We start from the raw sequence: 26,729 nt of genomic DNA on the forward strand, positions 1-26,729 counted from the left end.
CCACCGCCTTCGCTGGCAAGCCAGCTCCTACAGGGGTTGTGTTTGCAGGTCTATCGGCCGAGGTAAACCTCGATCACCCGCTCGTTGTCCTGCACCTGTTCCAGCGACCCTTCGGCCAGCACACTGCCCTGATGCAACACGGTGACGTGGTCGGCAATCGACCCGACAAAACCCATGTCATGCTCCACTACCATCAGCGAATGCTTGCCGGCCAGGCGCTTGAACAACTCGGCGGTGAATTCGGTTTCGGCATCGGTCATGCCCGCCACCGGCTCATCGAGCAGGAGCAGTTGCGGGTCTTGCATCAACAGCATGCCGATCTCCAGAAACTGCTTCTGACCATGGGACAACAAGCCCGCCGGGCGATTGACCGAGGTGGTCAGGCGAATGGTATCCAGCACCTCGCTGATGCGATCTCTTTGTTCGCCACTCAGCCGAGCCCGCAGGCTGGCCCAGACCGACTTGTCGGTTTTCTGCGCCAGCTCGAGGTTTTCGAACACGCTCAGCGCTTCGAACACCGTCGGCTTCTGGAACTTGCGGCCGATGCCGGCCTGGGCGATCTGCACTTCGCTCATCTGCGTCAGGTCCAGGGTTTCGCCGAACCAGGCCTTGCCGTGACTGGGCCGGGTCTTGCCGGTGATGACGTCCATCAACGTGGTCTTGCCCGCGCCGTTGGGGCCGATGATGCAGCGCAGTTCACCGACGCCGATGTACAGGTTCAGATTGTTCAGGGCCTTGAAACCATCGAAGCTGACGCTGATGTCTTCCAGGGTCAGGATGGTGCCATGGCGGGTGTCCAGGCCGGGGCCCGCACTTTGACCGAGGCCGATGGCGTCGCGGCTGCTGCCGGCGTCCTTGTTGGGCTCCACCGGGAAAAACGCCGGTTCGAGCATGAATTCAGCCGTCGCTGTCACTCTCATTGATCACCCCTTTTTTTCAGCAGACCAATCACACCTTTGGGCAGATACAAGGTCACGACAATGAACAGCGCGCCGAGGAAGAACAGCCAGTATTCGGGGAAGGCCACGGTGAACCAGCTCTTCATGCCGTTGACCACCCCCGCGCCGAGCAGCGGACCGATCAAGGTGCCGCGACCACCCAGTGCCACCCAGACGGCCGCCTCGATGGAGTTGGTCGGCGACATTTCACTCGGGTTGATGATGCCGACTTGCGGCACGTACAGCGCGCCGGCCAGGCCACACAGCACTGCGCTCAAGACCCAGACAAACAGCTTGAAGCCCCGCGGATCGTAACCGCAGAACATCAGGCGATTTTCCGCATCGCGCAGGGCGGTCAATACCCGGCCAAACTTGCTCTGCGCCAGACGCCAGCCGATCAACAGGCTCGCCACCAGCAACACCACCGTGGCGAAAAACAGCACGGCGCGGGTGCCGGGTTCGGTGATGCCAAAACCGAGAATGGTGCGGAAATTGGTGAAGCCATTATTGCCGCCAAACCCGGTTTCGTTGCGAAAGAACAGCAGCATCCCGGCGAAAGTCAGGGCCTGGGTCATGATCGAGAAATACACGCCCTTGATCCGCGAACGGAAGGCGAAGAAGCCGAACACCAACGCCAATAATCCCGGGGCCAATACCACCAGGCACATCGACCAGAGGAAGCTGCTGGTGCCGGCCCAGTACCACGGCAATTCGGTCCACGACAGAAAGGTCATGAACGCTGGCAAGCCATCGCCCGAGGCCTGGCGCATCAGGTACATGCCCATCGCGTAACCGCCGAGGGCGAAGAACAGGCCGTGGCCCAGAGACAGCAGGCCGGCGTAACCCCAGACCAGGTCCAGCGCCAGGGCGACGATGGCATAGCACAGAATCTTGCCCACCAGCGTCAGGGTATAAGCCGAAACGTGAAACGCACTGTCCGGCGACAGCAGCGAGAGCAGCGGCAATGTCAGCAGCAGAACGAGGACCACCGCGCCGACAGCGATAGTGACCTTGGGGCCGGCCTTTTGGCTGGCGGTGAGCATCAGAGGCTGGTTCATCAGTCGATCACCCGTCCTTTCAGTGCGAAGAGGCCTTGCGGACGTTTCTGGATGAACAGAATGATCAGCGCGAGGATCAGGATCTTGCCGAGCACCGCACCGATCTGCGGTTCGAGAATCTTGTTGGCTATGCCCAGGCCGAAGGCGGCCAGGACACTCCCGGCCAACTGACCGACACCGCCGAGGACGACCACCAGGAACGAGTCGATGATGTAGCTCTGGCCGAGGTCCGGGCCGACATTGCCAATCTGGCTTAGAGCGACGCCACCGAGACCGGCAATACCCGAGCCGAGACCGAAGGCGAGCATGTCGACGCGCCCGGTGGGCACCCCGCAGCAGGCGGCCATGTTGCGGTTCTGGGTGACGGCGCGCACGTTCAAACCGAGGCGCGTCCTGTTCAACAGCAGCCAGGTCAGCACCACCACAAACAGCGCGAAGGCGATGATCACGATGCGGTTGTACGGCAGCACGAGGTTGGGCAGCACTTGAATCCCACCGGATAACCACGCCGGGTTGGCCACTTCAACGTTCTGCGCGCCGAACACCAGTCGCACCAGCTGGATCAGCATCAGGCTGATACCCCAGGTAGCGAGCAAGGTTTCCAGCGGGCGGCCGTAGAGGTGGCGAATCACCGTGCGCTCCAGCGCCATGCCGACCGCGGCGGTGACGAAAAAGGCCACCGGCAAGGCGATCAGTGGATAAAACTCGATGGCTTGCGGGGCGTAGCGCTGGAACATCAACTGCACGACATAGGTCGAGTAGGCGCCGAGCATCAGCATCTCGCCGTGGGCCATGTTGATCACGCCGAGCAGGCCGAAGGTGATCGCCAGGCCGAGGGCCGCGAGCAGCAGTATCGAGCCCAGCGACATGCCGCTGAAGGCTTGGCCAAGCATCTCGCCGATCAGTAGTTTGCGTTTGACCTGAGCCAGGCTGGTTTCGGCGGCGGTGCGTACCGCGGCATCGGCTTCGACGCCCGGTTCGAGCAAACCTTCCAGGCGGGTGCGGGCCAGCGGGTCGCCGGTTTCGCCGAGCAGCCGGACCGCGGCGAGGCGCACGGTCGGGTCGCTATCGACCAGTTGCAGGTTGGCCAACGCCAGGCTTAACGCTGCGTGAACGCTTTCATCTTTTTCGCCCGCCAGTTGCTGGTCGAGGAACGTCAGCTGCGCCGGTTTGGCGCTTTTCTGTAATTGCTGCGCGGCGGCCAACCGGACTTTGGCGTCGGCGGCGAGCAGTTGGTGGCTGGCCAGCGCGGTGTCGATCAGGCCTCGCAGGCGGTTGTTCAGGCGCAGGGTTTTCGGTTGGCCATCGATGGTCAGTTCGCCTTGTTGCAGGGCGTTGATCAGTTCGACGCGGGCCGGGTTCGGCTGCGCGGCCCAGGATTCCAGGAGTTTGGCTTGCTGCACGGGGTTGGCGGCAACGAAGTCTTCGGCGTCGCTGGCCTGTACGGCCATCGGTAATAAAAGCGCGAGTGCAAAGATAAAACGGTAAAGGGCGGTGGGCATGTCGAACGTCCTGGTCATACGCGGACCTTGTAGGAGCCGGCTTGCCGGCGAAGGCGGTGGGTCAGCTGCATCGATGCTGGATGTGCCGCCGTCTTCGCTGGCAAGCCAGCTCCTACAGGTGTTGTGTCGGGCCCAGGGTGAGAGTCTGGGCCCGGCATCGCGGGGCTTAGTTGCTCTTCACCGCATACTCCGGCTTCTTGTCGTTGCCCGGAATGAACGGGCTCCACGGCTGGGCACGGATCGGGCCTTCGGTCTGCCACACCACGTTGAACTGACCGTCAGCCTGAATCTCACCGATCATCACCGGCTTGTGCAGGTGGTGGTTGGTCTTGTCCATGGTCAGGGTGTAACCGGACGGCGCGGCAAAGGTCTGGCCGGCGAGGGCTTCGCGGACTTTGTCGACGTCGGTGGACTTGGCTTTTTCGGCCGCTTGCGCCCACATGTGGATGCCGACGTAGGTGGCTTCCATCGGGTCGTTGGTCACCGCTTTGTCGGCGCCCGGCAGGTTGTGTTTCTTGGCGTAGGCTTTCCAGTCGGCGACGAACTTCTTGTTCGTCGGGTTCTCGACCGACTCAAAGTAGTTCCACGCCGCCAGGTTGCCCACCAACGGTTTGGTGTCGATGCCGCGCAGTTCTTCTTCACCGACCGAGAACGCCACGACCGGAACATCGGTGGCTTTCAGGCCCTGGTTGGCCAGTTCTTTGTAGAACGGCACGTTGGAGTCGCCGTTGACGGTAGAGATCACCGCCGTCTTGCCCCCGGCGGAGAATTTTTTGATGTTGGCCACGATAGTCTGGTAATCGCTGTGGCCAAACGGGGTGTAGACCTCTTCGATGTCCTTGTCTGCCACCCCTTTGGCGTGCAGGAACGAGCGCAAGATCTTGTTGGTGGTGCGCGGGTAGACGTAGTCGGTGCCCAGCAGGAAATAGCGCTTGGCGCTGCCGCCTTCTTCGCTCATCAGGTATTCCACTGCCGGGATCGCTTGCTGGTTCGGTGCGGCGCCGGTGTAGAACACGTTCGGCGACATCTCTTCGCCTTCGTATTGCACCGGGTAGAACAGCAGGCCGTTGAGTTCTTCGAACACCGGCAGTACCGATTTACGCGACACCGAGGTCCAGCAACCGAACACCACGGCCACTTTGTCCTGGGTCAGCAACTGCCGGCCTTTTTCGGCGAACAGCGGCCAGTTCGACGCCGGGTCCACTACCACCGGTTCGAGCATCTTGCCGTTCACGCCGCCCTTGGCGTTGATCTCGTCGATGGTCATCAACGCCATGTCCTTGAGCGAGGTTTCGGAGATCGCCATGGTGCCGGACAACGAATGCAGGATACCGACCTTGATGGTCTCGGCGGCCTGGACAGTCCAGGCCATGCCCATCGCGGCAATGCTTGCCGATAGTGTGAAAGCCTTGATCAAGCTGCGACGCTTCATTGTGCGATCTCCATGAACGTAGGTGTTTTTTTTGGTTGGCAGATGCGGAGTACTGAAGGGTCTTTAGCAAGGGCTGTGCCTGGTCGGCAAAAGGCAGGAAAATGTCGTATTAGAGCGGTTGCGCCATTTTATGGCGCACCATGAAGGATCGCGTCTGGCGCGTTGGTGCGCAGCGGTGCGCCAGATTGGGGCGCAGTAAACGCAATCTTGATCCCCTGTAGGAGCTGGCTTGCCAGCGCAGGGGCCATAACATTCAACATCTATGTTGGCTGTTATACCGCCTTCGCTGGCAAGCCAGCTCCTACAGGGAGGCGGGGGTGATTCAGGAAGAGGAAGCCGATTCGGTTTGCCGGGTGAAGCGCGACAACAACACCCGATCCAGCAGCCACACCACCACCAGCGAAGCCCCCACCAACGGAAACGCTATCGCCAGCCCGAACATGATGACCATCGCGGTTTTCCATTTCGGCAGGTCGTGACGCAGGGGTGGAACCCCGAGTTTGCCTTGCGGGCGACGCTTCCACCAGATCACCACGCCGCTGACGGCGCTGAGCAGGATCATCAGGCAGATCAGCAGCACGACGATCTGGTTGAACACACCGAGCATCTTGCCTTCGTGCAGCATCACCCCCATTTCCGTGGCGCGGGCGACGTTGCCGTAATGCTCCCAGCGTACGTCGGCGAGGACGTCGCCGGTGTATTGGTCGACATGCAGGGTGGCATCGTTACGCGGGTCGTCGGCGAAGACAGCGATGGTGAAGACGCCGGTGGCCGTGGTCGGGAAGGTGATGCTGTAGCCCGGCTCGACCTTGCGTTGTTCGGCGATATTCTGCACGTCTTGCAGGCTGATGGTGGGTGCGGCGGGACCGGCTTGGGCAGTACCCTGGGCCATGTGTTCGGCGTGGTCGCCGGACATCGGCATCGGTGTGTTTTCCATGGCCCATGGCACGGTCTGGCGCGTGGCACTGTTGAGGCTGCGCGCCTCGACGTCGGACTTGGGCATGTCATTCCACATCGCATCCGGGAACACGTTCCACACGCCAGCGTATTGCTTGCCCCAGAACCCGGTCCAGGTCATGCCGCTGAGCAGCATCACCAGCAGAAACGCCGCGCCCCAGAACCCGGTGACCGCGTGCAGGTCACGCCAGAGCACTCGACCGCGACTGCTCAGGCGCGGCCACAGGACGCCGGCGGCCTGGCCTCGTGGCCACCACAAAAACACCCCGGAAACCACCAGCACGATGCCCCAGCCGGCGGCGAGTTCGACCAGTCGATCGCCGAGGGTGCCGATCATCAATTCACCGTGAATCGCACGCGCCACCGCTTGCAGATTCATCTTGGCATCTTGCTCGCCAAGGATGTCGCCACGGTACGGGTCGAGGAACACGTTCAGTTCGTTGCCGGCATCGAGTACGACAAACTGGGCGCTGCGTTCGGCGTTCACCGGTGGCAGATACTGCTTGATCGTTGCTTGTGGATAAGCCTCTTTGACCCGCTTGAGCAGCTCGTCGGCCGGTACGCTGTGGTGACCGGCCGGGACGTTCAGCAAGCTGCCGTACATCAACGGATCGAGTTGCGGTTTGAACAGGTAGATGACGCCGGTCAGGGCCAGCATCACCATGAAGGGCGCGACGAACAGACCGGCATAGAAATGCCAGCGCCAGGCCAGGTTGTAGAAATTCGGTTTGGGCTGTTTCATCGGTTGTGCTCCGCTGGCGAATCAATTGCTTGTAAAGATCGCAGCCTCGTTTCACTCGACAGCGCCTACAGGGTGTACGCGTTCCCATGTAGGCGCTGGCGCAGCCTGCGATCTTTTAACTGTTCTTGTTAGATACCCATGTCCAATACCGCACGACACGGCCGGCAGCCGGCGGCTGTCTTCTGAGCTGTGTGAGATCGGAGGCGGGTGTTTACGCGACGATGGGTGGAGCGCGGGTGCGGGCGCCGGGGAACACGGTTGCCCGGGCATGACCCAGGCGGGGGGAGGGGGTGGTGTGGGTCGTGGCTTTGGGTGTGTCGAATGCGACGAAGGACTGGCCGCCGGTGAGTGCCGGGCAATTGAACAGCAGACTGCAATAGCCGCATTTTTCCCACAGTGCGTGATGGTCTGCCTGGGGTGGGCAGTGCTCGGCATCGGGTTGCACACCGTGATCGGCGTGCGCCATCGCCGCCCCGTCCATGCCCATATCCATCGACAGGCTCATGGAGGTTTTCATCAGCGCAGAGGCGCGTTGATCCATCGGCATCGACTGGGAAATCAGCGGGCCGATAAAGATCATCAACATGGCAAACAAGCCAATCCAGCGGCCGCGGGTCAGGCTCAATGGCTGACGACGGCTTGCGGATGACCTGGCGCGAAGCGGGCGCATGGGCGTGTTCAGCTCTGCCGGTTACTGGGCGTGCGCGTGCGTTTGCAGGCCATCCGGGGCCTTTTTCTGCACCGTGACGTCGACGGTCACCTCACCCGCCTTTTCGAAATGCATCGTCAGCGGGAATTGTTTACCGTCGCTCAGCAGGCTGCGGTCTTTGAGCTCCAGCAGCATCACGTGATAGGCCATGGGGGCGAAAGTGACTTCGCCACCTGCGGGGATTTCGACGCTCGGCACCTGCTGCATTTTCATCAGGTCGTTCTGCTTCACATGCTCATGCAACTGGGCGATGCCGGCAATCGGCGAGTCGACGCTGAGCAATCGGTCAGCGGTTTTACCGCTGTTATGAATCACGAAGTAAGCCGCAACGGTCGGCGCGTTGGGCGGCAATTCCTGCGACCAGGGGTGAGCGATTTCCAGCTCGGCAGCCTTGTATTCGTGAGCATTGGCAAAGCAGGCAGGCAGCAGCAATGCAGTCAGAACGATGAGTTTGTTCAACATGGCAGTTCTCCGGAACGATTCAAGACGCAGTCAATTGCGAGAAGGAATCACACCAGAGGAGAAGCGCGGGGGTTGAGACTCGGCCATTGCTGGCGCGGAGTGGGCGTTTCAAGCGTGGCCGCGGGACGGCTTCGATTGGCCTCGAAACGGGTGTAATACAGCTGCGGCACATGCCCGGGCAACGCCACCAGTGGTGCGGAGCCGGAACAGCACCAACAATGCTGCATGTTGGAATGATCGTCGCCCTGCGGGGCTTTCTGCTGGGTGTCGCCCAGGGAAATCGCCACCATCTTCGTGCCGCTGGACGAACAGAAACTGCCCCACAGCACCTGTTCGGCAGGCGATTTCGCCGTTTGCGCCATCGCTCCGGTCATCGGCATGGCGAGCATGTTGAACAGCACTGCGAAGCAGGCGATCCAGGCAATTGCAAGCCGTTGTCGGGACATGGGACGAATCCGGTGGGTGGGCGATCAGGCGCGGGTATTTAGCCTGATCAGGGCCGATAAGTAAAAAAGCGGCGTGCGGTGTGGTGTCGCAGTAAAAGCTGCTGATTTTTCACGCCTTCAATGGGTACGCACCGCATGCACTTGTATATCCACTCGCAGCGTAGCGCGAACCACCGCGAATATTGCAGCCAGATTGTCCATGCTTGGGTTGCCCTTGGCGGACAACATTCGATGAAGGCTCTTGCTGGGTTTTGCAGTCTCCTTGGCCAATTCTTCGAAACCAACGGTGGCATTAACGAGATCGCGCAAAATGATTCTGGCCATTTCAGGCTCACCATTAAGAAACAGAGTAGCAGCCTCATCCAACAATGCCTGGGCGAACTCCGGATCACGCTGGGCACGCTCGGCAATGGTATGTTTGTAGCTTCGAGTGAGCGCCATGACTTATCTCCGGTTTCGTTCAGCTTTCTTTCGGGTTTGAAATTCGGCTATGAGTGTTTTTGCCCGTTTGATATCGGATTTTTGAGTGGACTTATCGCCTCCGCCAAAGAGAATGATCAGGCGTTTCCCCTCCTGCACCAAGTAGATTCTGTAACCTGGACCCCAATTTATTCGATATTCGCCAAAGCCATCGAACCACTTGATGTTGGATGTGTTACCTAGCTCCAGTCGGACCAGCGCGCTGGATACCTTAAGCGCTGCCTGCGTATTCAGGGTGGAAAACCAGCGCCCAAAAGGGCTTGTTTCGTTTTCCAGCAAATATTCTTCAAGTGTGATCACAGGCGACTCTGAAGGTAACAAATAGGTTACTTATCATGCAAGCCGATAATCTGCCTCACTGAGTGAAAGCCGCCAATGCGTTAAGTGTTTCCTCAAGCGTCAAAAGCTCCCGATCAACCCCCGGCAACACCGGCCGCTTCAGAACAATCACCGGCACCCCGCGCTCCCGCGCCACTTCCAGCTTCGGCTCGGTGGCCGTGCTGCCGCTGTTCTTGCTGATCAGCACATCAATCTGGCGAAGTTCAAACAGCTCGCGCTCATCCTCGATCAGGAACGGTCCACGGGCGCCGATCACTTCGCAGCGCTCGTTGCCCGGATAAACCTCCAGCGCACGCAAGGTCCAGAATTGCTCCGGCGGGATTTCATCCAGGTGCTGCAAGGGTTCGCGGCCGAGGGTGAACAGCGGTCGCCGGAAAGGTTTGAGTGCCCGGATCAGCTCGGCCCAGTCGTTGACTTCACGCCAGTCGTCCCCGGCTTGTGGTTGCCAGGCTGGACGTCTCAGGGCCCAGCAGGGAATCGCGCTCAAGCTGGCGGCGGTCGCCGCGTTCTGACTGATTTGTGCGGCGTAGGGGTGAGTCGCATCCAGCAACAGATCGATCCCTTCAGCACGGATGAACTGCGCCAGACCGTCGGCGCCACCATAGCCGCCGACGCGAACCTGGCAGCTCAGGTCAGTCGGTACGCGACCGACCCCGGCCAGGCTGTAGACGTGTTCCGGCCCAAGAGTCCGGGCGATGGCCAGGGCTTCCGTCACCCCGCCCAGCAACAAAATGCGTTTCATCGAAAGGCTCCTGCGTGGCCGACAATCCCGCCCTGGCGATCGATTGCAAATACTTCGACCTGAACCTGCGCCGGCACCACGCTACGGGCAAACTCCAGCGCGTGCCGGCATACCGCATCGCCAAGGGCGATCCCGGCGGCGCTGGCCATGGCCAGGGCTTGCTGGCTGGTATTGGCTTCCCGGATCGCTTGCTGCAATGCCTCATCGGCGCCGATGGCGGCAGCCCACTCGGCCAGTTGCGGCAGGTCGATACTCGAATGCCGACTGTGCAAGTCCATGTGCCCGGCCGCCAGCTTGCTGATCTTGCCGAAGCCGCCGCACAGGCTGAGCTTGTCCACCGGCACCTTGCGCAGGTGCTTGAGCACCGCACCCACGAAGTCGCCCATTTCGATCAGGGCGATTTCCGGCAGGTCATAGACCCGGCGCATGGTGTCTTCGCTGGCATTGCCGGTGCACGCCGCGATATGCAGGTAGCCGTTGGTTTTGGCCACATCGATACCCTGATGGATCGAGGCAATGTAGGCGGCGCAGGAGAATGGCCGGACGATGCCGCTGGTGCCGAGAATCGACAGCCCACCCAGAATGCCCAGGCGCGGGTTCATGGTTTTCAACGCCAGCGCTTCGCCGCCCTCGACGTTTACCGTGACCTCGAAACCGCCGCGATAATCGAGTTCCTCGGCGAGCTGGGTCAGGTGGTCGCTGATCATCTTGCGTGGCACCGGATTGATCGCCGGCTCGCCGACGCCCAGCACCAGGCCTGGCCGGGTGACGGTACCGACGCCACGGCCGGCATTGAAGCGAATGCCCGGCGCAGCATCGAGGCGTACCTGCGAATACAGCAGGGCGCCATGGGTGACGTCCGGATCGTCCCCGGCATCCTTGAGGGTTCCGGCTTCGGCGCCCCCATCCAGCAGCCGACAGAATTCCAGGCGCATCTGTACCTGCTTGCCTTTAGGCAAGACGATTTGCACCGCATCCGCACTCACTCCGCAGAGCAGCAGGCGAGCCGCCGCGAGGCTGGTGGCGGTGGCGCAGCTGCCGGTGGTCAGGCCGCTGCGCAGCGGTGCGGGTTGTTCGGCGGTTTCGTCACGCATCGAAGGGCTTGACCACGTCCAGCAAAGTAATCGGCAACGCCTGGCGCCAGGTATCGAAGTCGCCCAACGGCTGCGCCTGGGCGATATGGATGCGCGTCAGCTCGCCGCCGTGCTGCTCGCGCCAGGCCATGAGGGTCATTTCGCTCTGCAGCGTGACCGCGTTGGCGATCAGTCGTCCGCCAGGTTTCAACCGGGCCCAACAGCTGTCCAGCACGCCATCGCGGGTCACGCCTCCGCCAATGAAAATCGCATCCGGGCGTTCGAGGCCGTCTAGCGCTTGCGGCGCACTGCCGCGAATCAGTTGCAGGCCGGGCACGCCGAGGGCATCGCGATTGTGCTCGATCAATTGCTGGCGCCCCTCATCGGCTTCAATCGCCAGTGCGCGGCAACTGGGGTGGGCGCGCATCCACTCGATGCCGATCGATCCACTGCCGGCGCCGACGTCCCATAACAGTTCGCCGGGAACCGGGGCGAGACGGGCGAGGGTGATGGCGCGTACGTCGCGCTTGGTCAATTGGCCGTCGTGCCTGAAGGCCGAATCCGGCAGGCCGGCCAGTCGCGACAGGCGCGGCGTGGTCGATTCGGCGATGCAATCGATGGCGATCAGGTTCAAGTCGGCGATTTGCGGATCGGTCCAGTCGTTGGCGACTCCGTCGATGCGTCGCTCGGCTGCGCCGCCCAGATGTTCCAGCACGCTCAGGCGACTGGGCCCGAACCCGCGCTCGCGCAACAGCGCAGCGATTGCGGCAGGGCTTCGGCCGTCGTTACTCAATACCAGCAGGCGAGCGCCGCTGAATAATTGTGCGTTGAGCGCGGCGACAGGACGGGCGACCACCGACAGCGTCACCACATCTTGCAATGGCCAGCCCAATCGCGCCGCGGCCAGAGAGCAGGAAGAGGACGCCGGCAAGATCAACATTTCATTGCTCGGCAATTGCCGGGCGAGGCTGGCGCCGACGCCGAAGAACATCGGATCGCCACTGGCCAGCACGCAAACCGGCTCGCCTCGCATGGCCAGCAACGCATCGAGGGAGAACGGACTGGGCCAGGTGTGGCGCTTCCCGCGGATGCAGGGTGGCAACAGGTCCAACTGTCGTTGGCTGCCGAAGATCTTCGACGCGGCCAGCAACGCATGCCGGGCAGACTTGCCCAAACCGGTGAAGCCGTCCTCACCAATACCTGTCACGGTCAGCCAGGGTGCCATAGGTGTTCTCTATTCATCTGCATAAAGCGGCACATGATAACGCGGCGGCAGTGAATTCGAGTAATGGAATGTATGAAGTTAACTGCGCTGGTCAGTGGCTGGTGGATCTGAAGTTGTATAGCCTGATTCTTATGGAAGGATTTATTAATAGTCAAATGGATGAACTATGGATCTCAAAAAAATAGCAGGCCTGGACTTGACGGCTTATTCTGAAGCGTTTGAACGTGATTTTGCACCCGGAAATATAAAGGCCGTTCAAAGTCGTGCCTTGCTGGATCAACGAGCGGCTGGCGGATCGCTGTTGGGCGGTAATCTGATCAGTACGGCAAGGGGCATGACACGACAGGACAAGCGAGACGTCAACTCAAGCGTGCGGTACGCCCAGTGGTATGCAAGTCAGGAACGCAATCGTGATACAGACGCTCAGGGCTGGTTTTCCTTGTTTGCCGTCGTGCTAGGAGACATGGGTTGGGAGGTCGACGAAAAACGGGTCGTCGAGCAAAGTTACGATAACTTTTCAGGCAGGGTAAGTCAGACTTACTTACGCCGGATTGCAGCGATTAACAGCCAGATGGCGAAAGTTACCCAAGAGATGTTTGAAGCGCTATTGGTTAATACTTCGGTGCTGGGGGCATTGTCCACGGAAAGTCGGCGTGGCAGGGAGTTTGCGATCGCCCCCGCTGAATATGATAACCAGGGGCGGTTGTCACTGGATTTGAATGATTATTCCTTGAGGGCGCGATCCCGGCGCGAGAATTTTCTGTTTTGGGACTGGAACGAGGGCCATGTGACGCTCATGCATCGAGCGGCACCTTTCACCCTGAACAGAGTGAGATTTGAACAAGTCCGATCGCCGTTGAGTGACCGGCTCGATCGGCTCGCAGACACCTTGTTCGAGTTCTATCAGGAGCGTCTGTGAGGGAGGCCGGAGCATTTGCGACACGCGGACTTATGATGCCGCGCGGTAAAGCAGGCATAATACGGCTCGCCTCCGTCAGGAGGTGCGTCCACTTCTGATCCGGTCATCCCCTTTGAACAAACTCCCTGTGTCCCGCGCTTTACGCCCCTCGGCTTGTCCGGGGTTGCTGCGTATCGTACAGGCCAGAGATGGTGGTATCTGCCGGATAAAACTCGCAGGCGGCGCCATCAGTGCAGTGCAGGCCAATGCCGTTGCCGAGGGTGCGCAGCGTTATGCCCGTTCAGTGATCGAGGCCACCAACCGGGCTAACCTGCAGATTCGCGGCATCGCCAACGAGCAGGCAGCGTTGATCGAAAGTCTGCTCGCCGCAGGCCTTGGCCCTGCGAATGCGGCGGGCGACGATGTGCGTAATCTGATGCTGAGCCCGAGCGCGGGAATTGATCGCCAGATGCTGTTCGATACACGCGACCTGGCCCGGCGGATCCTCGCCACCCTGCAAGGACATGCCCCCTTTCACGCGCTCAGCGCCAAATTCGCGGTGCAACTCGATGGCGGCGAAAGTCTGGCGATGCTCGAGCATCCCCATGATCTGTGGTTGTCGGCCGTCGAACATGAGGGCGAGCGGCGGTTGGCTTTCGGCCTGGCGGGATGTCCCACGGATCGGCCGGCGGGTTCTGTTGCACTCGAAGATGGCCATGCTGTGGTGGTCGCAGTACTCGAATTGTTCCTGGAGCTGGCGGCTCCCGATCAAACGCGGATGCGGCATTTGCTGAGCAGCGTGCCGGCCGCCGAGTTCCTCGCCCGACTGGCCGAGCGTGTGCCCTTCGAACCTGTTGCAAACTGGCAGCGTTCATTGAATTCAAGCGTTTTGCACATTGGCGCTCATCCGCAGGCGCAAGCCGGTCATGTCTATGTCGGCGCCGTGCCGCCGCTGGGCCGGCTCGATTGCGCCATGCTCCGAGGCGCCGCTCGACTGGCGCAGGAATACGGTGATGCAACGCTGCGGTTCACGCCATGGCAAAGCCTGCTGTTGCCGAACATTCGCAGCGAAAACGCCGCCGAAGTCATCCGCCGCCTGCATCAGTTGGGCCTGTTGTGCGAAGCCGATCAAGCCTTGTCGCGGTTGATCGCCTGCACCGGTTCGACAGGGTGCGACAAAGGCCTGGCCGACACCAAGGGTGATGCCCTGCAACTGGCGGCTCTGCTGCAGGGCCATGCTCAAGTCTCAAACGTTCATCTGTCCGGTTGCTCGCGCTCCTGTGCCGCTGCGCATGTGGCTCCGGTCACGCTGCTGGCTGCCGGCCCCGGTCACTACGACCTCTATTTTCGCGATGCGCGGCAGCCGGGTTTCGGCGCCCTGCACGCACGCAACCTTACTATTGAAGCGGTCGGCGCCTTGCTCGACGCCCGTTCACGGAGCCCCCTTGATGCTTGATTACATTCGCGACGGTCAGGAGATCTATCGCAATTCCTTCGCGATTATTCGCGCCGAGGCCAATCTCGACCGGATACCGGCCGATCTGGAGAAACTTGCGGTACGGGTGATCCACGCCTGCGGCATGGTCGATGCGATAGACGGTCTGCAGTTTTCCGCAGGCGCGGGCAAGGCCGGGCGTGAGGCGCTGGCCGCCGGCGCACCGATTCTGTGTGATGCGCGGATGGTGTCTGAAGGCGTGACCCGCACCCGTTTGCCAGCGAACAACCAGGTCATCTGCACCCTGCGCGATGACAGCGTCCCCGAACTGGCCCGCGAGTTGGGCAACACTCGATCCGCCGCCGCGCTCGAACTGTGGCGACCGCACCTGGAGGGCAGCGTGGTGGTGATCGGCAATGCACCGACCGCGCTGTTTTATCTGTTGGAAATGCTCGATGCCGGCGCCCCGAAACCCGCGCTGATCCTTGGCTTTCCAGTGGGCTTCGTCGGCGCCGCCGAATCCAAGTCAGCGCTGGCGGCGGACAGTCGCGGCGTGCCTTTCGTCATCATGCAAGGCCGGCTGGGCGGTAGCGCCATGGCCGCCGCCGCCGTCAATGCCCTCGCCACGGAGATCGAATGATGCAGGCACCTGGACGATTGATCGGCCTTGGCGTCGGCCCCGGTGATCCGGAGTTGATTACTGTCAAAGCCCTGCGTCTGCTGCGCGAATCGCCAGTGGTGGCGTACTTCGTCGCCAAGGGCAAGAAGGGCAACGCGTTCGGGATTATCGAAGCGCATCTGCAGGACGCTCAAACCTTGCTGCCCCTGGTGTACCCGGTGACCACCGAAGCGTTACCGGCGCCGCTGTCTTATGAGCAAGTGATCAGCGATTTCTACGATACGGCCGGCCAGCAACTGGCCGCGCATCTCGACGCCGGCCGTGACGTCGCGGTGATCTGTGAAGGTGACCCGTTCTTCTACGGTTCCTACATGTACCTGCACGATCGTCTGGCCGAGCGTTACGAGGCTGAAGTCGTGCCGGGTGTCTGTTCGATGCTCGGCGGCGCTTCGGTACTCGGTGCGCCGTTGGTGTATCGAAATCAGAGCCTGTCGGTGCTGTCCGGCGTGTTGCCGCACGATGATCTCAAGCGACGCCTGGCGGATGCCGATGCGGCGGTGATCATGAAGCTGGGGCGCAACTTCCCGAAAGTCCGTCAGGTATTGAAGGAGCTCGGCTTGGCCGACCGTGCGCTGTACGTCGAACGCGCGACCATGGCCAATCAGAAGATCGTGCCGCTGGATCAGGTCGAGCCGATGTCGTCCCCGTACTTTTCGCTGATCATCGTCCCTGGTGAAAGGTGGCAAGGCTGATGACTCGTCCAGCTCCGGCGATTGTCATTCTCGGCAATGGCAGCCTCGCGACCGCGCGTAAAATTCAGCAGGCTTACCCCGGCGCGTTGATCCATGGTCTGGCCGCACGGGTCGAGGGTGCGGATCGTGAATATCACGAATTTGGCACCACCCTGCGCGAACTCTATCAGCAGGACACTCCCATCATTGCCCTGTGCGCAGCCGGCATCGTGATCCGCACCCTGGCGCCGCTGCTGCTTGAAAAGGGCGCCGAGCCGCCGGTGCTGGCCGTTGCCGAAGACGGCAGCGCGGTGGTGCCGCTGCTCGGTGGTCTGGGCGGCGTGAATGTCCTGGCACGAGAAATTGCGACTGTGCTGGACGTGGCGGCAGCCATCACCACCAGTGGTGAATTGCGTTTCGGCACGTGCCTGCTCAATCCGCCAAGCGGGTATGCCCTCGGCGATCTGGAACTGGGCAAGCGCTTCGTTGCCGATTTGCTGGCGGGTGAAACAGTGCGCATCGAGGGGGCGGCCCCATGGTTGGCGCAAGCACAGTTGCCGGAAAATCCGCGAGCACGGCTGGCGGTGCATGTCGGTCATGCCGAGCGCGAGCCTGCGGCCAACGAGCTGTTGATCTATCCGCGTAACGTAGTGGTCGCGGTGAGTGCCTGCGCAGTCAGTGTGCCCGGCGCCGTTCGCGACGCGTTGCATCGGGCAAAGGTCGCCGTGCAATCGGTGGCCTGTCTGCTGGCTGCCGACACCGAAATGGCCAGTCCGACGCTGCGTGAAGCGGCGCTTGAGCTGGGCGTGCCGTTGCGCTTTGCCGACGATGTCGGTGCGCTCAGCACGCTGGCAAGCAACGCCATCGAGCAGCCTGTATTGATCCTGGGTGATGAGGCCATTGCCATCGCGGTAGCCGAGAAACCGTTGGATCCCTTGACGATTGGCCGTCTGCGCGGCCGACTGGCGGTGATCGGTCTGGGCCCTGGCGCTGCCGAACTGATGGTCCCGGCGGTCAAGGCCGAGCTGGCTCGCGCCAATGACGTGCTGGGTTACGAAACCTATGTGCGCATGGCCGGCCCATTCCGCGCCGACCAGGTGATGCACTGCACCGACAATCGTGAAGAGATGCAGCGTGCGCGTCACGCATTCGCGCTGGCGGCGCAAGGGCGTTCGGTAGTGGTGGTTTCATCGGGCGACCCGGGTGTTTTTGCCATGGCTGCGGCGGTGCTGGAAGCCCTGCACGAGTCCACCGATCCGGCGTGGCACAACGTCGATCTGGAAATCCTGCCGGGCGTTTCCGCGTCCCTGGCAACAGCCGCCCAGGCCGGTGCCCCCTTGGGTCATGACTTCTGTGTGCTGTCGCTGTCTGACAACCTCAAACCGTGGGACATTATCGAGAAGCGCCTCGATCTGGCGTCACAGGCTGACCTGGCGCTGGCGTTCTACAACCCGATTTCGCGTTCCCGTCCATGGCAGCTTGGCCGGGCGCTGGAAATCGTCGCTCGACATCGTACGCCTCAGACGCCGGTCGTCCTGGGGCGCGACATCGGTCGCCCAGGACAGACGCTACGAGTGACGACGCTTGGCCATTTGACTCCGGACCAGGTGGATATGCGCACCATGGTCCTGGTGGGATCGTCTACTACCTGCGTATTTGCACGTCCAGGCGGCGGCGATTGGGTGTACACCCCGCGCTGGTACGGAGAGAAACCCACCTCCTGAGCCGTGCTCGTTATTGAAAAAGCCATGGCGACGAGTGTTTACTCCAGTTGCCGTGGCTTTTTATTTTTGGTCTCGTGAAAAAAAGCGCCAGAGTATGTAGGTTAATTCCTTAAGTTAATGGTTTGTTCTTTTTTGATTTTGACAATGTTGAAGTTTTTTGTTGGGTGCGATAGGTTTTAGTGGAGAGCTAATTCAGGCTGTCGTGAATATTCAAATAAAAGGATTTATTGAAATGAATAGGATGAATGAAGTAGAAGCGAGTGCTTATTTCGATCAATGTCTTGAACAGTGTCGAGCCAAACTTGAACGTGTCGGTCCGAAAGCTCGTGTGCGTTCGGCGGCTACGTTACCGATTGATAGGGATGAGCTGAATGCCGCAGTCATGGGTGGCGCTGTAGTTGGTTTTCTGGAGGGAATGACCCGGCGTAACAAACGTATTGTAAAAAACACGTACGCGTACGCCGATATTGCTTCAAGGTTCTTATACCCAGGTAAAGCAGCGAAAGTGGCTCGTTATGAATGCTTCAAAAAGCTAATGTTTTCGATGGGCTGGACCGAATATTACGGCGCTTTCACTGAATACAAGTCCAGCACCGCTAAGCTTACAATGGACAATATAGCCTTGGATATTGTTCATTCTGCTGTCGGTGGTTTGACGGGTTCCGCGGCGAGTGCGCTGAAAGTTGTCGCGGACAAAACCGTTGAGGCGCTAAAGAAACAACCTGATGCCGTCAAGCTTCTCGAGCATCATGCGGCCGAAGCCAACGGTGCAGGCTTTGGTGTGTCTGCGTGCAAACAGGACGATGATGCTGAAGTGACGATGGTCGTGGGTACGTTGCGTTATGACTCATCGGCGGGTAATACAAAAATTCTTTTTGTGGAATGGGACAGTGCCGATGTCGAAATCCATCAAGGTAAAGCTCACTTCAGTATTCACGAGGACGACCTGAGGAAAGAGGCTGAGTGCATCCAGTATCTCGACGATCTCAGAGAAGTTATTTTCATGGAATTCTCGCCGGTTTAAATGACGTTCAGTTGCCAGAGGCGTCCAGCTCGGGCCTCTGGCTTTAAGTCGCGGCTGCCGCTAAGGCACCAGATACCCTTTCACCCCGGTAAAAATAATCTGTGCTGCCAACGCACACACAAACAACCCCATCAATCGACTGACAATCTGCAATCCCTGGTCACCCAGAATACGTTCGATGCGGTTGGACAGATAAAGCACCACCCCGACGGTGAAACTGGCCAGGGCAATACTGACAATGGCCATGAGCTTGTCGTCCCAGTGCGGCTGGCTCACGCCCATCACCAGCAGGGCGCCGATGGTGCCGGGGCCGACCGTCAGGGGAATGGTCAGCGGAACGATGGTCACGTCCTGTTGCACGTTGTCGGTCTGCACCGCCGACTTGCCCTGGGCCATGCCCAATGCCGAGATGAACAGCACGCTGCCGGCGCCGATGCGGAAGGCGTCCACGGTGATGCCGAAGACATTGAAAATCACTCTGCCGAACAGATACAGCAAGACGCTGGACACCAGCGTGGCAGTCGCCACTTTCCAGGCTAGCCGGCGTTGTTCCTTGCGCGAATAACCGCGGGTCAGACTGATGAAGCAAGACAATACGAAGAACGGGCTGTAGAGCACCAGCATCTTCAGGTAAACGCTGAACAACACGTGGAGCATGGTGCACGCTCACTGGCGAGGGAAGTCGAGGGGGAGTCTATCAGGCACTGTGGAGTCTGTCGGCTCAGGACGTTTGCGTCGCCGCCCGGTTCTGCTCATCGCGCTGGGCAACCCAGTGTTCGATCAGTTCACGCAACTGCGACAGCTCGACCGGTTTGGCCATGTGCCCGTCCATGCCGGCCTGGCGCGCGCGTTCCTTGTGCTCGGCGAGGATGTGCGCGGTCAACGCGACCACGGGGGTGCGGGTTCGCTGGTTGCCGACTTCCCAGGCGCGCAATTGCTGGGTGGCGGAAAAACCGTCGAGGATCGGCATTTCACAATCCATCAATACCAGGTCGTAACGTTGGGCTTTCATCGCCTGCAAGGCTTCTTCGCCATTGCTGGCGGTATCGGGTTGCAGGTTGAGTTTGCCCAGCATGCCGCGGATCACCTTGGTCGAAATGCTGTTGTCTTCGGCCACCAGAATGCGGAAGTCGCTGGGCACCTTGACCGGCAGGGCAGGGCCGGGAGGCAGCTGATGCGAGGCGACGAGGCCCTTGTCACGCTGGTTCAGTTCATCCGCCAGTGTCGTCTTGAGGGTGTAGCCGGCCACGGGCTTGGCGAGGATGCGCTTGATCCCGGAATTGCGCGCGATGATCTTGCTCGGCGCATTGCTGATGCCGGTGAGCATGATCAGCAGGATGTCGTGGTTGAGGCTCGGGTCCTCCTTGATCTTGGCCGCCAGTTGCATGCCGGTCATGCCGGGCATGTTCTGGTCGAGCAGGACTACGTCGAAGTAATCGCGCAAGTGGGCCTTGGTGCGCAAGAGCGCGAGGGCCTCCTTGCCGGAGGGGACGGCGCTGACGTTCAGGCCCCAGGCGGTGCACTGCTGCACCAAGACCTTGCGACAGGTGTCGTTGTCGTCCACCACCAGCACCCGTGCGCCCTGCAGCGGACCATCGAGATCGGAGGTCGGGTGTTCGAGGCGGTCAGGGTCCAGCGGCAAGGTCAGCCACAAGGTGCTGCCCTGGGTGCTGCCGCTCTTGATGCCGAACTCCCCGTGCATCAAACGGATCAGCTGACGGGCGATCACCAGGCCCAGGTTGCCCCCCAGACGGGGGGCCGAGAGAAAGTTTTTGCTGTGCAGTTCGGCGTGCATCAGCGCGTCGCGTTCCTCGGTGTCCATGGGCTCGCCGCTGTCCTGCACGGCGATGCGCAAGCGCGGTTTGGCGCTGCGCTCGTCGAGGGCGACGACGATCAGGATTTCGCCTTCATCGGTTTTCTTCAGGGCGTTTTCCAGCAGGCTCAGCAGGGTCTGGCGCAGGCGCGTCGGGTCACCGCTGATCACCCGTGGCACTTGCGGCTGGATAAAGCTGATCAATTCGACGTTCTGCTGCTCGGCTTTGGCGCGGAAGATGCTCAGGCAGTCTTCGATCAGCGCGTTGAGATCGAACTGAACGTCATCCAGCTCGATCTGCCCGGATTCGAGCTTGGAGATGTCGAGGATCTCGTTGATCAGCGTCAGCAGTTCGTTGCCGGCGCTGTGGATGGTTTGCACGTAGTCGCGCTGCTTGACCGAGAGGGGCGTACCCAGCAGCAGTTCGGTCATGCCCAGCACGCCATTCATCGGGGTGCGGATCTCGTGGCTGATTTTTGCCAGGAATTCGGCCTTGGCATTGATCTCGGCATTGCTGGCGGCCAGGTCGCGACTGAGGCTGAAGCGGTCTTCGGTGATGCTGCGCTGGCGTTCGCTCAGGGCGATGCTCATCAGCAAGCCGCTGATGCAGATGAACACCAGCAGGGCGGTGATCAGGCCTTGCGGCTCGACCAGGGTCAGCCCCAGCAGGGCGGGCAGGATAATCAGCGTGCCGACGTTGAAGACCACCATCGCCGCCACGAACAGGCGTGCGGGTCGATAGCCTTTTTGCCAGTGATGGGCGCTGACGAACAACATGCTCAGGCCCGCCAGTGCGACCAGGGCGTAGGTGATGATGTTCAGCGGCAGTGTATTGACGAACAACAGCAGCAGGCCGCAGGCGATGATGACCACGATGTCGCCCAGCAGCAGTTTGTTCAGCGGGTGCGGGCCGAGCGGGGCGAAAAAGCGATAGGCGAACATCAGGCCGCACGGGGCGGTCAGCAGCAGGGCCAGGTAAGCGCCAGGCGTCTGGATCGCATGCCAGTCCGGCAACCAGGGCCCCGCCAGATTCAGCAGCAGCACCAGGCTGAGCATCAACAAGGCTTCACAGCCAGACAGCCACAGGCAACTGCGCGACCGGGTGTACGCGTAGCGGATCAGGTTGTGCAGGATCAGCATCCCGAGGCAGCCGAACAGCAGGCCGTAGATCAGGGTCTGGTTCTGATTGGCCGCAGTCATGATGGCCGACTGCAGGGTGATGTACGGCCGCATCTGGTGTTCGGACACCAGGCGCAGGTAAACGTCGAGAGGTTTGTCGCTTTGGGGTAGCGGCAACATGAAGTCGCTGTTGGGCAGTGGCCGCTCAGACCGAGGCTGATCTGCGCCGCCATCCAGCTCCTCGATCAGGCTGTCGCCTTCCAGCACATACAGATCGAGATCGGAAAGGTCGGGAGCGAATACCCGCAGCAACTGTTCGTGCTTGCCGGGGGCAAGCCTGAAACGCAGCCACATCGCGCCATCGGGCTCGGCCGCGGTGAGGTGATCGAGTTCGATGGGGCTGAATTGATTGGTGTAGCGTGCGGAACGGATGTCGCTCAGTTGCAGGTCGCCCTGTTCATCGAGCAATACCGCCCAGCCACTGCCCTGCGCGGCCTGGGCCGGTAGCATGCAGAGCAGCGTCATCAGCGTGACAGTGAAACCTATGGCAATCCTGAGCCAGCGCACGGCGAAATCCCTTCGTAGGTTGATGCCAGAATATAACTATGCGCGGCGCCGGAATAGCCCGGCAAGGGCCTGAGGCCCTTGCCCTGCCGAATGGATAGCTTATTCCTGATTTTCGCCACGCTCGCGGGCAATGGCGCGGTAGCCAATGTCCCTGCGATAAAAACAGCCTTCCCAGTCGATCCGGGCCGCCAACGCGTAAGCCTGTTGCTGCGCAGCATCGACGCTGGCGCCCATGGCAGTGGCGCAGAGCACGCGACCGCCGGCCGTCACCACTTGGCCGTCCTTGAGTGCGGTGCCGGCGTGGAAGACTTTGCCTTCCAGTGTCGCGGCTGCATCCAGGCCGTTGATGGCCGCGCCTTTGGCGTAGTCACCAGGGTAGCCGCCAGCGGCCAGCACGATGCCGACGCTCGGACGTGGATCCCATTGGGCTTCGACCTTGTCCAGGGCTTGCGCCAGGGCAGCTTCGATCAGCAACACCAGGCTCGACTGCAGACGCAGCATGACCGGCTGGGTCTCGGGGTCGCCGAAACGGCAGTTGAATTCGATGACTTTCGGGTTGCCCGCCTTGTCGATCATCAGGCCGGCGTACAGGAAGCCGGTGTAAACGTTGCCTTCCTCGGCCATGCCGCGCACGGTCGGCCAGATCACCAGGTCCATGACGCGCTGGTGCACTTCGCTGGTGACGACCGGTGCCGGGGAGTAAGCACCCATGCCGCCGGTGTTCGGGCCGGTGTCGCCGTCGCCGACGCGTTTGTGGTCCTGGCTGGTGGCCATCGGCAATACGTTCTTGCCATCGACCATGACGATGAAGCTGGCTTCTTCGCCGTCCAGGAATTCTTCGATGACCACGCGGGAACCGGCGTCGCCGAATGCGTTGCCGGCCAGCATGTCACGCACGGCGTCTTCGGCTTCAGTCAGTGTCATGGCCACGATCACGCCTTTGCCGGCGGCCAGGCCATCGGCCTTGATCACGATCGGTGCGCCTTTTTCACGCAGATAAGCCAGGGCTGGCTCGATCTCGGTGAAGTTCTGGTAGTCGGCCGTCGGGATTTTGTGGCGGGCCAGGAAATCCTTGGTGAAGGCTTTCGAACCTTCCAGCTGCGCAGCGCCAGCGGTCGGACCGAAGCAATCCAGGCCACGGGAGCGGAACAGGTCGACGACGCCGGCGACCAGCGGCACTTCCGGGCCGACGATGGTCAGGGAAACGTTCTTCTCGGCAAAGTCGGCCAGCTGTTCGAGGGCCAGCACGTCGATAGCGACGTTCTCGCACTTGGCTTCAATGGCGGTGCCGGCGTTGCCAGGGGCCACGAACACCTTCTGCACGCGCGGATCCTGAGCCACTTTCCAGGCCAGGGCGTGTTCACGGCCACCGCTGCCAATGATCAAAACATTCATTTCAAAAACCTCGGGATGACGCTAATTCTGGAGGCAGCACTGAAGCTGCTTTTCTGTGGGAGCGGGCTTGCTCGCGAAAGCGGTGTGTCAGTCAGCACTATTGTGGCTGACAGATTGCATTCGCGAGCAAGCCCGCTCCCACAGTTGATCGTCGTACTTAGTGACGGAAGTGGCGCATGCCGGTGAATACCATGGCGATGCCGGCCTCGTCGGCTGCTGCAATCACTTCGTTGTCACGCATCGAGCCGCCCGGCTGGATCACCGCAGTAATGCCGACCTTGGCCGCATTGTCCAGGCCATCGCGGAACGGGAAGAAGGCGTCGGACGCCATCACCGAGCCTGCTACCTGCAGGCCGGCGTGTTCCGCCTTGATCGCAGCAATGCGCGCGGAGTTCACGCGGCTCATCTGGCCAGCGCCGACACCGATGGTCTGGCGGTTCTTGGCATAGACGATGGCGTTGGACTTGACGTATTTGGCCACCTTCCAGGCGAAGATCAGGTCGTGGATTTCCTGTTCGGTCGGCGCGCGTTTGGTCACGACTTTCAGGTCGTCGGCGCTGATCATGCCGATGTCGCGGCTCTGTACCAGCAAACCGCCGTTAACGCGTTTGTAGTCCCAGGCAGCCGCGCGATCGGCCGACCACTCGCCGCAGGTCAGCAGGCGTACGTTGGCTTTGGCAGCCACGATGGCACGGGCTTCGGCGCTGACGCTTGGGGCGATGATCACTTCGACGAACTGACGCTCGACGATGGCCTTGGCGGTCTCGGCATCCAGCTCGCGGTTGAAGGCGATGATGCCGCCGAACGCCGATTCGGTGTCGGTGGCGTAGGCCAGTTCGTAGGCCTGACGGATGCCGCCTTCGGCGTCCGGGCTGACAGCCACGCCGCAGGGGTTGGCGTGCTTGACGATCACGCAAGCCGGCTTGACGAAGCTCTTCACGCATTCCAGCGCGGCGTCGGTGTCGGCCACGTTGTTGTACGACAGCTCCTTGCCTTGCAGTTGGGTCGCGGTCGCGATGCCCACTTCGGCAGGCTTGGTTTCCACGTAGAACGCCGCGCTCTGGTGCGGGTTCTCGCCGTAGCGCATTTCCTGAGCCTTGACGAACTGGCTGTTGAAGGTGCGCGGGAACTCGCTGCGGCCTTCGGTGCTGAGGGTTTCAGCCGCCTGGTTCACGGTGCCCATGTAGTTGGCGATCATGCCGTCGTAGGCAGCGGTGTGCTCAAAGGCCTTGAGCATCAGGTCGAAGCGCTGAGCGTAGGTCAGGCCGCCGGCCTTCAGGCTTTCCAGGACGTTGGCGTAGTCGCCGGCATTCACCACGATGGCCACGTCTTTATGGTTTTTTGCAGCCGAACGGACCATGGTCGGACCGCCGATGTCGATGTTCTCAATCGCGGTCGGCAGGTCGCAGCCTGGCTTGTTGATGGTGGCTTCGAACGGGTACAGGTTAACCGCTACCAGGTCGATCGGCTTGATGCCGTGTTCGTTCATGATGGCGTCGTCGATACCGCGACGACCGAGGATCCCGCCGTGGATTTTCGGGTGCAGGGTTTTCACCCGACCGTCCATCATTTCTGCGAAACCGGTGTAATCCGCGACTTCCACCGCGGCAACACCGTTGTCACGCAGCAGCTTGAACGTCCCGCCGGTGGAGAGGATCTCGACGCCCAGGGCTTCGAGCTCCTTGGCGAATTCGAGGATCCCGGTCTTGTCGGAAACGCTGATCAAAGCGCGGCGGATCGGCAGGCGGGTAGTCTGGTCGGTCATTTCAATTTCCATCAAAAGCAAAGGAGTCAGCAAAAAAGGCGACCGTTTCTACGCGGGCGCCTTTCTGGTTTGATTGAATGCTTACAGCAAATCGTACTGCTTGAGTTTCTTGCGCAGGGTGCCTCGGTTCAGTCCGAGCAGCTCGCTGGCCTTGGTCTGGTTGCCCTTGACGTAGTTCATCACGCACTCGAGCAGAGGCGCCTCGACTTCGGACAGCACGAGGTTGTAAACATCCGTGACGGCAGCGCCCTCAAGGTGGGCGAAATAATTGTGCAGCGCCTTCTCGACACTCCCGCGAAGGGTCTGGCCTTCTTCGCTCGGCGTGTTGAGGTGCTGTTTCAAATTCACGTTGTCGCTCACGGGTGTTGTTCCACTCACTAAAGTCTCGGTCATCATCGTCATGCGGCCACCTCGTCTCCGTCCCCTGTCAGGCTCTTGTAACGTTCGGCGAAGAAGCCCTGAACGTTGGCGCATTGTGCTTCCGTATCTTCCAAACGATTGAAGTGGGCGCGAAATTCCCTGGCGCCCGGCAAGGTTGCGAGATACCAGCCCACATGCTTTCGAGCGATGCGTACGCCCATGACGTCTCCGTAGAAAACGTGCAGCGCGGCCAGATGCTCAAGCAGAATGCGTTCCACCTCGATCAGGTCCAGTGCCGGGAGTTTCTCGCCGGTACGCAGGAAATGATCGATCTCACGAAAAATCCATGGCCGCCCCTGGGCAGCCCGGCCTACCAGCAGGCCATCGGCACCGGTCGCGTCGAGCACGTACCGGGCCTTCTCGGGTGAATCGATATCGCCGTTGGCGAAGACCGGGATCGACACCGCCTGCTTTATCGCGGCAATGGTGTCGTACTCGGCAAAACCGGTGTACAGATCGGCACGGGTGCGGCCATGCACCGCCAACGCCGTGATGCCCGCCTGCTCGGCGATCTTCGCCACCGTCAGGCCGTTCTTGTTGTCCCGGTCCCAGCCAGTGCGGATCTTCAGGGTGACCGGCACATCAACCGCAGCCACCACGGCCTGCAGGATCTCGGTTACCAGTGCTTCATCTTTCAACAGTGCGGAACCGGCGGCCTTGTTGCAGACCTTCTTGGCCGGACAGCCCATGTTGATATCAATAATCTGCGCGCCCAGTTCGACGTTGGCCCGGGCCGCATTCGCCAGCATCTGAGCATCACCACCGGCGATCTGTACCGAGCGTGGCTCGGGATCACCTTCGTGGATCATGCGCATGCGCGATTTGCGGGTGTTCCACAAACTCATGTCGCTGGTGACCATTTCCGAGACTACTAGCCCCGCGCCCAGCCGCTTGCACAGCTGACGAAAGGGTTGGTCGGTGACGCCCGCCATCGGGGCGAGAATCAAGCCGTTGTGTAATGTATATGGACCGATGCGTACCGCCGACATAGGGCTTCCCTGTTGTGGGGCCGGATCATGAGACTTCGAAAAAGGGTTGGCATGATACCCGCTCTCGATGACTGGATAAAGGCTGAATTGAACAAAATCTGAACAGCGATTTTGTTATTGCCAGC

At 60.8% G+C, this 26,729-nt stretch carries 25 protein-coding genes; 6 read left to right on the forward strand and 19 right to left on the reverse strand.

Annotated features, from left to right (window positions below):
• Positions 1-50: 50 nt before the first annotated feature.
• The 13 genes from urtD to cbiE form a co-directional block, all read right to left on the reverse strand.
• A complete protein-coding gene (gene urtD / locus ELQ88_RS05360; RefSeq protein ID WP_128874351.1) occupies positions 51-920 on the reverse strand; it encodes an urea ABC transporter ATP-binding protein UrtD in 870 nt (289 codons plus the stop codon).
• Positions 917-1,996, reverse strand: coding sequence for an urea ABC transporter permease subunit UrtC (gene urtC / locus ELQ88_RS05365; RefSeq protein WP_138964034.1), 1,080 nt, complete (start codon positions 1,994-1,996; stop codon positions 917-919). The genes urtD and urtC overlap by 4 nt, the downstream gene beginning before the upstream one ends.
• Positions 1,996-3,447, reverse strand: coding sequence for an urea ABC transporter permease subunit UrtB (urtB, locus tag ELQ88_RS05370; protein WP_228761638.1), 1,452 nt, complete (start codon positions 3,445-3,447; stop codon positions 1,996-1,998). The genes urtC and urtB overlap by 1 nt, the downstream gene beginning before the upstream one ends.
• Before the next feature lie 217 nt (positions 3,448-3,664).
• A complete protein-coding gene (gene urtA, locus ELQ88_RS05375; RefSeq protein WP_138964038.1) occupies positions 3,665-4,930 on the reverse strand; it encodes an urea ABC transporter substrate-binding protein in 1,266 nt (421 codons plus the stop codon).
• 322 nt (positions 4,931-5,252) lie between these two features.
• Complete coding sequence (locus ELQ88_RS05380) at positions 5,253-6,629, reverse strand: PepSY domain-containing protein (RefSeq protein ID WP_138964040.1); 1,377 nt, start codon at positions 6,627-6,629, stop codon at positions 5,253-5,255.
• Between the two features lie 211 nt (positions 6,630-6,840).
• Positions 6,841-7,299, reverse strand: a complete 459-nt coding sequence (locus ELQ88_RS05385) for a DUF2946 domain-containing protein (RefSeq protein WP_138964042.1) — start codon at positions 7,297-7,299, stop codon at positions 6,841-6,843.
• 21 nt (positions 7,300-7,320) lie between these two features.
• Positions 7,321-7,800 (reverse strand): copper chaperone PCu(A)C, encoded by a 480-nt coding sequence (locus ELQ88_RS05390; protein WP_138964044.1) that lies wholly within the window; start codon positions 7,798-7,800, stop codon positions 7,321-7,323.
• Positions 7,801-7,847: 47 nt separating this feature from the next.
• Positions 7,848-8,246, reverse strand: coding sequence for a DUF2946 domain-containing protein (locus ELQ88_RS05395; protein ID WP_128874358.1), 399 nt, complete (start codon positions 8,244-8,246; stop codon positions 7,848-7,850).
• Between the two features lie 117 nt (positions 8,247-8,363).
• Positions 8,364-8,687, reverse strand: coding sequence for a transcriptional regulator (locus tag ELQ88_RS05400; protein ID WP_128874359.1), 324 nt, complete (start codon positions 8,685-8,687; stop codon positions 8,364-8,366).
• Positions 8,688-8,690: 3 nt separating this feature from the next.
• The gene (locus tag ELQ88_RS05405; RefSeq protein ID WP_138964046.1) at positions 8,691-9,026 is read right to left on the reverse strand and encodes a type II toxin-antitoxin system RelE/ParE family toxin; all 336 of its coding nucleotides are present in this window, start codon (positions 9,024-9,026) and stop codon (positions 8,691-8,693) included.
• Between the two features lie 55 nt (positions 9,027-9,081).
• Positions 9,082-9,807 (reverse strand): cobalt-precorrin-6A reductase, encoded by a 726-nt coding sequence (locus tag ELQ88_RS05410; protein ID WP_138964048.1) that lies wholly within the window; start codon positions 9,805-9,807, stop codon positions 9,082-9,084.
• Positions 9,804-10,901 (reverse strand): cobalt-precorrin-5B (C(1))-methyltransferase, encoded by a 1,098-nt coding sequence (locus tag ELQ88_RS05415; protein ID WP_138964050.1) that lies wholly within the window; start codon positions 10,899-10,901, stop codon positions 9,804-9,806. The genes ELQ88_RS05410 and ELQ88_RS05415 overlap by 4 nt, the downstream gene beginning before the upstream one ends.
• Positions 10,894-12,105, reverse strand: coding sequence for a precorrin-6y C5,15-methyltransferase (decarboxylating) subunit CbiE (gene cbiE, locus ELQ88_RS05420; RefSeq protein ID WP_138964052.1), 1,212 nt, complete (start codon positions 12,103-12,105; stop codon positions 10,894-10,896). The genes ELQ88_RS05415 and cbiE overlap by 8 nt, the downstream gene beginning before the upstream one ends.
• Before the next feature lie 166 nt (positions 12,106-12,271).
• Here cbiE and ELQ88_RS05425 point away from each other — a divergent pair, with 166 nt between their 5' ends.
• From ELQ88_RS05425 to ELQ88_RS05450, 6 genes are all read left to right on the forward strand, one after another.
• Positions 12,272-13,024 carry a hypothetical protein gene (locus ELQ88_RS05425; RefSeq protein WP_138964054.1) on the forward strand — a complete coding sequence of 251 codons (753 nt, stop codon included), beginning with the start codon at positions 12,272-12,274 and terminating at the stop codon, positions 13,022-13,024.
• A gap of 127 nt (positions 13,025-13,151) precedes the next feature.
• Positions 13,152-14,459: a precorrin-3B synthase gene (gene cobG / locus ELQ88_RS05430; protein ID WP_138969483.1), complete on the forward strand. Its 1,308-nt coding sequence runs from the start codon at positions 13,152-13,154 to the stop codon at positions 14,457-14,459.
• Positions 14,452-15,078, forward strand: coding sequence for a precorrin-8X methylmutase (locus ELQ88_RS05435; RefSeq protein WP_138964056.1), 627 nt, complete (start codon positions 14,452-14,454; stop codon positions 15,076-15,078). The genes cobG and ELQ88_RS05435 overlap by 8 nt, the downstream gene beginning before the upstream one ends.
• A complete protein-coding gene (locus ELQ88_RS05440; protein ID WP_128874488.1) occupies positions 15,078-15,809 on the forward strand; it encodes a precorrin-2 C(20)-methyltransferase in 732 nt (243 codons plus the stop codon). Before ELQ88_RS05435 ends, ELQ88_RS05440 begins: the two co-directional genes overlap by 1 nt.
• A complete protein-coding gene (cobJ, locus tag ELQ88_RS05445; RefSeq protein WP_138964058.1) occupies positions 15,809-17,512 on the forward strand; it encodes a precorrin-3B C(17)-methyltransferase in 1,704 nt (567 codons plus the stop codon). The genes ELQ88_RS05440 and cobJ overlap by 1 nt, the downstream gene beginning before the upstream one ends.
• Before the next feature lie 232 nt (positions 17,513-17,744).
• A complete protein-coding gene (locus ELQ88_RS05450; protein WP_138964060.1) occupies positions 17,745-18,536 on the forward strand; it encodes a hypothetical protein in 792 nt (263 codons plus the stop codon).
• Positions 18,537-18,596: 60 nt separating this feature from the next.
• On the opposite strand, the gene ELQ88_RS05455 is transcribed toward ELQ88_RS05450, so the two are convergent.
• The 6 genes from ELQ88_RS05455 to dusB all read right to left on the reverse strand — a co-directional run bounded on the left by ELQ88_RS05455 (position 18,597) and on the right by dusB (position 26,604).
• Positions 18,597-19,193 carry a MarC family protein gene (locus ELQ88_RS05455; protein ID WP_064675696.1) on the reverse strand — a complete coding sequence of 199 codons (597 nt, stop codon included), beginning with the start codon at positions 19,191-19,193 and terminating at the stop codon, positions 18,597-18,599.
• Positions 19,194-19,257: 64 nt separating this feature from the next.
• A complete protein-coding gene (locus tag ELQ88_RS05460; RefSeq protein ID WP_138964062.1) occupies positions 19,258-22,035 on the reverse strand; it encodes a hybrid sensor histidine kinase/response regulator in 2,778 nt (925 codons plus the stop codon).
• A gap of 99 nt (positions 22,036-22,134) precedes the next feature.
• Positions 22,135-23,430 carry a phosphoribosylamine--glycine ligase gene (gene purD, locus ELQ88_RS05465; RefSeq protein WP_128874368.1) on the reverse strand — a complete coding sequence of 432 codons (1,296 nt, stop codon included), beginning with the start codon at positions 23,428-23,430 and terminating at the stop codon, positions 22,135-22,137.
• A gap of 157 nt (positions 23,431-23,587) precedes the next feature.
• Positions 23,588-25,195 carry a bifunctional phosphoribosylaminoimidazolecarboxamide formyltransferase/IMP cyclohydrolase gene (purH, locus tag ELQ88_RS05470; RefSeq protein WP_128874369.1) on the reverse strand — a complete coding sequence of 536 codons (1,608 nt, stop codon included), beginning with the start codon at positions 25,193-25,195 and terminating at the stop codon, positions 23,588-23,590.
• An 81-nt stretch (positions 25,196-25,276) separates the two neighbouring features.
• On the reverse strand, positions 25,277-25,597 hold the full coding sequence (gene fis / locus ELQ88_RS05475; RefSeq protein ID WP_007907419.1) for a DNA-binding transcriptional regulator Fis: 321 nt from the start codon (positions 25,595-25,597) through the stop codon (positions 25,277-25,279).
• Complete coding sequence (gene dusB / locus ELQ88_RS05480) at positions 25,594-26,604, reverse strand: tRNA dihydrouridine synthase DusB (RefSeq protein ID WP_128874370.1); 1,011 nt, start codon at positions 26,602-26,604, stop codon at positions 25,594-25,596. Before dusB ends, fis begins: the two co-directional genes overlap by 4 nt.
• Positions 26,605-26,729: the final 125 nt, after the last annotated feature.

The organism is Pseudomonas sp. MPC6 (assembly GCF_006094435.1).
Taxonomy (GTDB): Bacteria; Pseudomonadota; Gammaproteobacteria; order Pseudomonadales; family Pseudomonadaceae; genus Aquipseudomonas.

Excerpts from the sequence above, each read along its gene's own strand:
- urtB (WP_228761638.1), bottom strand. The coding sequence starts at position 3,447 with ATGGCCGTACAGGCCAGCGACGCCGAAGACTTCGTTGCCGCCAACCCC.
- dusB (WP_128874370.1), bottom strand. The coding sequence starts at position 26,604 with ATGTCGGCGGTACGCATCGGTCCATATACATTACACAACGGCTTGATT.
- ELQ88_RS05385 (WP_138964042.1), bottom strand. The coding sequence starts at position 7,299 with ATGCGCCCGCTTCGCGCCAGGTCATCCGCAAGCCGTCGTCAGCCATTG.
- ELQ88_RS05410 (WP_138964048.1), bottom strand. The coding sequence starts at position 9,807 with ATGAAACGCATTTTGTTGCTGGGCGGGGTGACGGAAGCCCTGGCCATC.
- ELQ88_RS05455 (WP_064675696.1), bottom strand. The coding sequence starts at position 19,193 with ATGCTCCACGTGTTGTTCAGCGTTTACCTGAAGATGCTGGTGCTCTAC.
- ELQ88_RS05425 (WP_138964054.1), top strand. The coding sequence starts at position 12,272 with ATGGATCTCAAAAAAATAGCAGGCCTGGACTTGACGGCTTATTCTGAA.
- cobJ (WP_138964058.1), top strand. The coding sequence starts at position 15,809 with ATGACTCGTCCAGCTCCGGCGATTGTCATTCTCGGCAATGGCAGCCTC.
- urtD (WP_128874351.1), bottom strand. The coding sequence starts at position 920 with ATGAGAGTGACAGCGACGGCTGAATTCATGCTCGAACCGGCGTTTTTC.
- ELQ88_RS05400 (WP_128874359.1), bottom strand. The coding sequence starts at position 8,687 with ATGGCGCTCACTCGAAGCTACAAACATACCATTGCCGAGCGTGCCCAG.
- purD (WP_128874368.1), bottom strand. The coding sequence starts at position 23,430 with ATGAATGTTTTGATCATTGGCAGCGGTGGCCGTGAACACGCCCTGGCC.
- ELQ88_RS05380 (WP_138964040.1), bottom strand. The coding sequence starts at position 6,629 with ATGAAACAGCCCAAACCGAATTTCTACAACCTGGCCTGGCGCTGGCAT.
- fis (WP_007907419.1), bottom strand. The coding sequence starts at position 25,597 with ATGACGATGATGACCGAGACTTTAGTGAGTGGAACAACACCCGTGAGC.
- ELQ88_RS05395 (WP_128874358.1), bottom strand. The coding sequence starts at position 8,246 with ATGTCCCGACAACGGCTTGCAATTGCCTGGATCGCCTGCTTCGCAGTG.
- urtC (WP_138964034.1), bottom strand. The coding sequence starts at position 1,996 with ATGAACCAGCCTCTGATGCTCACCGCCAGCCAAAAGGCCGGCCCCAAG.
- ELQ88_RS05440 (WP_128874488.1), top strand. The coding sequence starts at position 15,078 with ATGCAGGCACCTGGACGATTGATCGGCCTTGGCGTCGGCCCCGGTGAT.
- ELQ88_RS05450 (WP_138964060.1), top strand. The coding sequence starts at position 17,745 with ATGAATAGGATGAATGAAGTAGAAGCGAGTGCTTATTTCGATCAATGT.
- ELQ88_RS05435 (WP_138964056.1), top strand. The coding sequence starts at position 14,452 with ATGCTTGATTACATTCGCGACGGTCAGGAGATCTATCGCAATTCCTTC.
- ELQ88_RS05415 (WP_138964050.1), bottom strand. The coding sequence starts at position 10,901 with ATGCGTGACGAAACCGCCGAACAACCCGCACCGCTGCGCAGCGGCCTG.
- urtA (WP_138964038.1), bottom strand. The coding sequence starts at position 4,930 with ATGAAGCGTCGCAGCTTGATCAAGGCTTTCACACTATCGGCAAGCATT.
- purH (WP_128874369.1), bottom strand. The coding sequence starts at position 25,195 with ATGACCGACCAGACTACCCGCCTGCCGATCCGCCGCGCTTTGATCAGC.
- cbiE (WP_138964052.1), bottom strand. The coding sequence starts at position 12,105 with ATGGCACCCTGGCTGACCGTGACAGGTATTGGTGAGGACGGCTTCACC.
- ELQ88_RS05390 (WP_138964044.1), bottom strand. The coding sequence starts at position 7,800 with ATGTTGAACAAACTCATCGTTCTGACTGCATTGCTGCTGCCTGCCTGC.